Annotated in this window: 4 tRNA genes; all 4 read left to right on the forward strand. The window is 46.8% G+C overall.

The annotated features are described in order from the left end of the window. Positions 1-23: 23 nt before the first annotated feature. Positions 24-99: transfer RNA gene (locus tag F7888_RS22380), tRNA-Val, on the forward strand. 21 nt (positions 100-120) lie between these two features. Then, positions 121-196: transfer RNA gene (locus F7888_RS22385), tRNA-Thr, on the forward strand. A gap of 38 nt (positions 197-234) precedes the next feature. Beyond that, positions 235-310 (forward strand) — tRNA-Lys (locus F7888_RS22390). A 34-nt stretch (positions 311-344) separates the two neighbouring features. Next, positions 345-428: transfer RNA gene (locus tag F7888_RS22395), tRNA-Leu, on the forward strand. Positions 429-453 lie beyond the last annotated feature (25 nt).

Raw genomic sequence — 453 nt, forward strand, 5'->3', positions numbered from 1 at the left:
GGACGTCGCTAGGCAGTTTATATGGAGGATTAGCTCAGCTGGGAGAGCACCTGCCTTACAAGCAGGGGGTCGGCGGTTCGATCCCGTCATCCTCCACCATTTTAAACTAATAATATTAATGCCGGTGTAGCTCAGTTGGTAGAGCAACTGACTTGTAATCAGTAGGTCGTGGGTTCGACTCCTATCGCCGGCACCACTTATACCGAGTATTATTTCAAAATTTATTATAATTTTGAGCCATTAGCTCAGTTGGTAGAGCATCTGACTTTTAATCAGAGGGTCGAAGGTTCGAGTCCTTCATGGCTCACCATTTTTTCAAGTTAGTAAACTAACTTATATAGCATGCGGGTGTGGCGGAATTGGCAGACGCGCTAGACTTAGGATCTAGTGTCTTTGACGTGGGGGTTCGAGTCCCTTCACCCGCACCATATGCGGAAGTAGTTCAGTGGTAGA

Origin of the sequence: Litchfieldia stipae, assembly GCF_014837155.1 — a bacterium.
Classification (GTDB): domain Bacteria; phylum Bacillota; class Bacilli; order Bacillales; family Bacillaceae_L; genus Litchfieldia.